Source organism: Sphingomonas sp., from assembly GCF_025362505.1.
Lineage (GTDB): Bacteria > Pseudomonadota > Alphaproteobacteria > Sphingomonadales > Sphingomonadaceae > Sphingomicrobium.
The window spans coordinates 1-6,232 of the sequence record NZ_JANYGG010000005.1; the positions used below are offsets into that span (position 1 = coordinate 1).

Genomic DNA, 6,232 nt, shown 5'->3' on the forward strand with positions numbered 1-6,232 from the left:
ACGACTTCGACAGCCATGATCGGCTCGAGCAGGACAGGCTTGGCCATTTCGGCGGCCTTCTTGAACACCATCTGACCGGCGATCTTGAACGCCATTTCGCTGGAGTCCACGTCGTGGTACTGACCGTCGACGAGTGTCGCCATCACGTTGACGGTGGGGTATCCGGCGAGCACGCCGTTGTCGAGCGAGCTCTGGATCCCCATGTTCACCGGCTGGATGTACTCACGGGGGATCTTGCCGCCGCTGATCTTGTCGACGAACTTGTAGCCGCCCTCTGGGTTCGGCTCGAGCGTGACCTTGACGACCGCGAACTGACCGGAACCACCCGACTGCTTGATGTGGCGATACTCGACGGACTCGACCTTCTTGGTGATCGTCTCGCGATATGCGACCTGGGGCTTACCGACGGTTGCATCGACGTTGAACTCGCGCTGCATTCGGTCGACCAGGATCTCCAGGTGGAGTTCGCCCATGCCGCTGATGACGGTCTGGTTGGTCTCTTCGTCGGTGCGGACGCGGAACGTGGGGTCCTCGTCGGACAGGCTCTTGAGGGCCTTGCCCAGCTTGTCCTGGTCGGCCTTGGTCTTGGGCTCGATGGCTACGTGGATGACGGGCTCCGGGAAGATCATCCGCTCGAGGATGATCGGGTTGGCCCGGTCGCACAGAGTGTCGCCGGTCGTGGTGTCTTTGAATCCGAGGCCGGCGACGATGTCTCCGGCCATGGCGACGTCGAGGTCTTCACGCTGGTTGGCGTGCATCAGCAAGATTCGCCCGAGGCGCTCGCGCTTTTCCTTGGTGCTGTTGAAGACTTCGTCGCCTTTGTTGATCAACCCGGAGTAGACCCGGAAGTAGGTCAGCTTGCCGAACGGGTCTGCGACGATCTTGAAGGCGAGCGCCGCGAACGGACCGTCTTCGTCTGCAGGACGTTCGATCGGCTCGTCCTGGAAGTTGACGCCCTGCGCGGGGCGGATGTCGAGCGGACTGGGCAAGTAGTCGATGACCGCGTCGAGCATCGGCTGGACGCCCTTGTTCTTGAACGCCGAGCCGCACAGCACGGGCACGAACGAGAAGTTGAGCGTGCCCTTGCGGATCAGCGCCTTCAACGTCTTCACGTCGGGCTCCTCGCCGCCGAGGTAAGCCTCCATGATATCGTCGTCCTGCTCGACCGCCATCTCAATCAGTTCCATGCGAGCGGCGGCGGCGGCATCGACGAGATCGTCGGGGATCGCCTGATATTCAAACTTGGCGCCGAGGCTCTCTTCAAGCCAGATGATCGCGCGGTTCTCGACCAGGTCGACGAGCCCCTTGAAGCCGCCCTCGATCCCGATCGGGAGATAGAGCACCGCCGGACGCGCGCCGAGGCGGTCCTTGATCATGTCGACGCACATCTGGAAATTGGCGCCGGTGCGATCGAGCTTGTTGATGAAGCACATCCGCGGAACCTTGTACTTCTCCGCCTGGCGCCACACCGTCTCCGACTGCGGCTCGACGCCGGCAACGCCGTCGAAACAGGCGACCGCGCCGTCGAGCACGCGCAGCGAACGCTCGACTTCGATGGTGAAGTCGACGTGGCCCGGCGTGTCGATGATGTTGATGCGATGCTCGGGGCCCTTGCCCTCTTCGGCCGACCAGAAGCAGGTCGTCGCGGCCGACGTGATCGTGATCCCGCGCTCCTGCTCCTGCTCCATCCAGTCCATCGTCGCGGTGCCTTCATGCACTTCGCCGATCTTGTAGGACTTGCCGGTGTAATAGAGGATGCGCTCGGTCGTCGTCGTCTTGCCGGCGTCGATGTGCGCCATGATGCCGATGTTGCGATAACGGTCGAGCGGATGGCTGCGGGCCATGTCGGTTTCCTTGAGCAGGTGGGAAGCCGGACGGTCCGGCTCCCCGATATATAGGTGCGAAGACTACCAGCGCCAGATTTCTACCAGCGGTAATGACTGAAGGCGCGGTTGGCTTCCGCCATGCGGTGGGTGTCTTCGCGCTTCTTGACCGCGTTGCCGCGGTTCGAGGCGGCATCCATCAGTTCGCCCGACAACCGCGCGGCCATGGTCTTTTCCGAACGGGCACGGGCGGCGGTGATCAGCCAGCGGATCGCTAGCGCCTGGGCGCGTTCGACGCGGACGTCGACCGGGACCTGATAGGTGGCACCGCCGACGCGGCGGCTACGGACCTCGATGCCCGGCTTCACATTGTTGAGGGCGTCATGGAACACGCCGATCGGCTCGCGCTTCATGCGCGCCTCGACGCTCTCGAGCGCACCATAGACGATGTTCTCGGCGACCGACTTCTTGCCGTCGAGCATGATCGAATTCATGAATTTCGACAGGATATGATCACCGAAACGGGGATCGGGCAGGATTTCGCGCTTTTCTGGACGACGACGACGGGACATATATTATTCCTTCAGACGATGCGGCGCGCCCGCTCATGGCGGCGCGGCCTGGCAACCAGCTTTTGGCCGAGCTTATTTCGGGCGCTTGGCGCCGTACTTCGAACGCGACTGGCGGCGATCCTTGACACCCTGGGTGTCGAGCACGCCGCGCAGCACGTGATAGCGCACGCCGGGAAGATCGCGCACACGCCCGCCACGGATCAGCACGACGCTGTGCTCCTGCAGGTTGTGGCCTTCGCCGGGGATGTAGCTGATCACTTCGCGCTGGTTGGTCAGGCGCACCTTGGCGACCTTGCGCAACGCCGAATTCGGCTTCTTCGGGGTCGTCGTATAGACCCTGGTGCAGACGCCGCGCTTTTGCGGATTCTGCTCCATCGCAGGGACCTTCGACTTGGCCTTCTGCGGTTCGCGACCCTTGCGGATCAGCTGGTTAATCGTCGGCATGAAGCCTTCACCTTTCTGTGCCGAGCAGACCCCGGCGGTTACTTTTGCCCAACACGAATACGCGAAGTCCGGGGCGGCACCAGGCCCCCCGGCCTTCACATCGTCGAGCAATGTTCAGCTCTTGTCCGGCGAGGTGGCGACAGAATCGCGAGCCTTGCGGACGAGGGGCCCTTTAGCGGCCGAGGTGCAAAGGGTCAACGGGTCGCGGCGCCAGCCCGAGGCCCCCCGATCGTCAACCGCCGAGTGTCGAAAGCTCTTCCACCGTCCCCGCTCCACGCTGCGGGCGGACATATAGGCGCTTGACCAGCGGCCAGTGCGTCCGCGCTTCCGCCTCGATCGCGGCGATGATGTCCTCGACCTCGCGGGCCGAGATGCCGTCATCGAAATCGACCGACATCATCGCCGTGATCTGGTCGGGCGAGCTGTGCACGGTCAGCACTTCGCCGACCCCGGTGATCCCCGATCGACCGAGAACGAGCCCGCGCAGCCCGTCGATCGTCTCGCGGTCGGCGCTTTCGCCGATCAGCAACTGCTTCGATTCGACCGCCAGCAGCCAGGCGGTTAAACCGAGGATCGCGCCGATTATGATTGAAGCGGCCCCGTCGAACCGCGGATCGCCGGTGGACTGGCTGAGCGCGAGCCCTACCGCGGCGACGATGATCCCGAACATCGCCGCGCCATTCTCGAGCAGTACGATGAACGTCGGCGGGTCCTTCGAACGCTTGACCGCTTCGAACCAGCCGAGCCGCCCCTTCGCCTCGCGGAACTCCTTGAACGCCGAGAAAGTGGATCCGCTTTCTAGCAGGAAGGCGATCAACAATACGATGTATGCAACCATCGGCGATACTGCCGGTTCGGGATTGCTGATATGGAGGATGCCTTCGTAGATCGACACGCCCGCGCCGAGCGCGAACACCATCACCGCGACGACGAAACTCCAGAAATACAGCTCGCGGCCATAGCCGAACGGGTGAGTCGCGTCGGGCACCCGGCGGGACGCCTTGCGCCCCCAAAGAAGGAGCAGTTGATTGATGCTGTCGACGAGGCTGTGAACGCCCTCGGTCAACATCGCCGACGAGCCGGTGATCGCCGCCGCGACGAACTTCAACACGGCAATGCCGAGGTTCGCGGCTAGCGCGATCCACAACGTCCGGTTGTTATGGCCCCCTGTACTCATTGCGGGAGGGAGTTTTTGCCAAGCGGTCGCGTTCCAATCATGGCGCAGGAACGGTGCGCGCGACGAGCTTGCCGCCCTTCACCACCGCGTCGACATGTTCGAGTAGCCGCACATTCTGGAGCGGATCGCCCTTGACCGCGACCATGTCGCCGAACCGGCCGGGCGCGATCTGGCCGACGTCTTCGGCCTGACCGAGCGCCTGCCCGGCACTGATCGTCGCCGCGCGGATCGCCTCGATCGGGGTCATCCCCCACTCGACCATCTTGGCGAACTGGCGCGCATTCTGCCCGTGCGGATAAATGCCCGCGTCGGTCCCGAACAGCATCGGCACCCCCGCCCGCACCGCGCGCTGGAATGTCTGCCGCTGCTTGAGGCCGATCATCTTTTCCTTATCGAGGCTTTCCTGCTCGGTGCCGTTCGAGGTGCCGGTCGCGAGGATATAATCGTCGTTGTAGATATCCATGTCGAACCAGGTGTGGTGTGCCTTGGCGAGCTGGATCGTCGCGTCGCTCGCCAGGCTAGCATGTTCGATCGTGTCGATCCCGGCGAGGATCGCATCGCGAATCCCCTCGTCGCCATGCGCGTGGGCTGCGACCTTTAGGTGGAGCATGTGCGCCTCGTCGGCGATCGCCTTCATTTCCTCGAGGCTGAGCTGCTGGCCGCCCACACTGTCGCCCAGGCTAAACACTCCTCCGGTCGCGCAAATCTTGATGACCTTGGCGCCATATTTGTGGAGCCAGCGAACTTTCGCGCGCGCCTCGGCGGGGCTGTCGACCACGCTGACCTGCTTCTTGTCATACGACGGCGGCAGCGCGTTATCGTCGCAGTGCCCGCCGGTGGCACCGATCGCATAAGTCGCCGGGACGATCCGTGGGCCCGCGATCCAGCCGCCGTCGATTGCCTGCTCGAGCGCGACATCGTCGAAGTTGGCCGAGCCGACGTTGCGCACCGTGGTGAAGCCCGCGTCGAGCGTCTTTCCGGCATTGGCAACGCCGACCGCCATCCAGAAATTATCGGTGTACTGGAGCCCACGATAGCCGCCGATTTCAGCAAGGCTGGTCAGGTGGACATGCATGTCGATCAGCCCGGGAAGCAATGTCGCGCCGGGGAGGTCGATATGCTTGATCGCGTCGGAAAAGCGCACCGTGCGTGCATCGGAAATTCCGGTGATCCGCCCGTCGTCGCCAACGAAGATCGCCGGATGTTCGACATAGCGCCCGGTCGCGACGTCGAGGTAGCGGTCGGCGGTGATCACGCTGGCGGCATGGGCGCTGACGGGGGCGACGGCGGCGAGCAGGGCGGCGATCAGGAAACGGCGCATGAATACTCCTTGGCAGGGCGGGGCTCACGGCAGACCTGCCGCAAGTGATAAAGTCGGATTAGATGTGAAGCGCCTTCCCATAGGCCGCCAGCACGCTCTCGTGCATCATTTCGCTGACCGTCGGATGGGGGAAGACGGTATGCATGAAATCGGTCTCGACCAGCTCGGCGGTCTTGCCGACGGTATAGCCCTGGATCAGTTCGGTCACTTCGGCGCCGATCATGTGCGCCCCGAGCAGCTCGCCGGTCTTGGCGTCGAACACCGTCTTCACGAACCCCTCGACTTCGCCAAGCGCGATCGCCTTGCCGTTGCCGATCGCCGGGAACTTGCCGACGCGGACTTCGTGCCCCGCTTCCTTCGCCTTGGCCTCGGTCAGCCCGACGCTGGCGATCTGCGGGTGGCAATAGGTGCAACCCGGGATGTTCATCGGGTCCATCGCGTGGGGGTGGACTTCCTTGTTGCCGAGCTCCTGCGCGATGGCCTCGGCGGCGATGACCCCCTCGTGGCTCGCTTTGTGCGCCAGCCACGGCGGCGCGGTGATGTCGCCGATCGCCCACAGCCCGGGGACGTTGGTACGGCACATCGGGTCGGTCTTGAGGAAGCCACGGTCCATCGTCACGCCGAGCTTTTCCAAGCCGATCTTCTCGGTATTGGGGACGATCCCGACCGCGACGATGCAATGGGAGAAACGGCGCTCCGCGCTCTTGCCGTCGGCGGTCTTGATCGTCGCCGCGATCCCGGTCGCGTCGGGCTTGAGGCTCTCGACCCCGGCGCCGGTGAGGATCTCGATCCCCTGCTTGGCGAGTGATTTTTGCAGCGCGTCGGACACGTCGGCATCTTCCACCGGGACGATCCGGTCGAGCATTTCGACCACGGTCACCTTCGCGCCCATGTC

General features: G+C 63.8%; 6 protein-coding genes. All 6 read right to left on the bottom strand.

The window, feature by feature from the left end; all coding sequences use genetic code 11:
* On the bottom strand, nt 1-1,844 hold a 1,844-nt coding region (fusA, locus tag Q0R27_RS00150; RefSeq protein WP_293939976.1), incomplete at its 3' end, for an elongation factor G.
* An 80-nt stretch (nt 1,845-1,924) separates the two neighbouring features.
* Nucleotides 1,925-2,395 (bottom strand): 30S ribosomal protein S7, encoded by a 471-nt coding sequence (gene rpsG, locus Q0R27_RS00155; protein WP_293939977.1) that lies wholly within the window; start codon nt 2,393-2,395, stop codon nt 1,925-1,927.
* A gap of 72 nt (nt 2,396-2,467) precedes the next feature.
* Entirely contained in the window at nt 2,468-2,839 is a 372-nt protein-coding gene (gene rpsL, locus Q0R27_RS00160) for a 30S ribosomal protein S12 (RefSeq protein WP_028969180.1), read from the bottom strand.
* 232 nt (nt 2,840-3,071) lie between these two features.
* Complete coding sequence (locus tag Q0R27_RS00165) at nt 3,072-4,016, bottom strand: cation diffusion facilitator family transporter (RefSeq protein WP_293939978.1); 945 nt, start codon at nt 4,014-4,016, stop codon at nt 3,072-3,074.
* Between the two features lie 37 nt (nt 4,017-4,053).
* A complete protein-coding gene (locus Q0R27_RS00170; protein WP_293939979.1) occupies nt 4,054-5,337 on the bottom strand; it encodes an amidohydrolase family protein in 1,284 nt (427 codons plus the stop codon).
* A gap of 58 nt (nt 5,338-5,395) precedes the next feature.
* Nucleotides 5,396-6,232, bottom strand: an 837-nt coding sequence (locus Q0R27_RS00175) for an FAD-dependent oxidoreductase (protein WP_293939981.1), incomplete at its 5' end; no start/stop codon positions are given.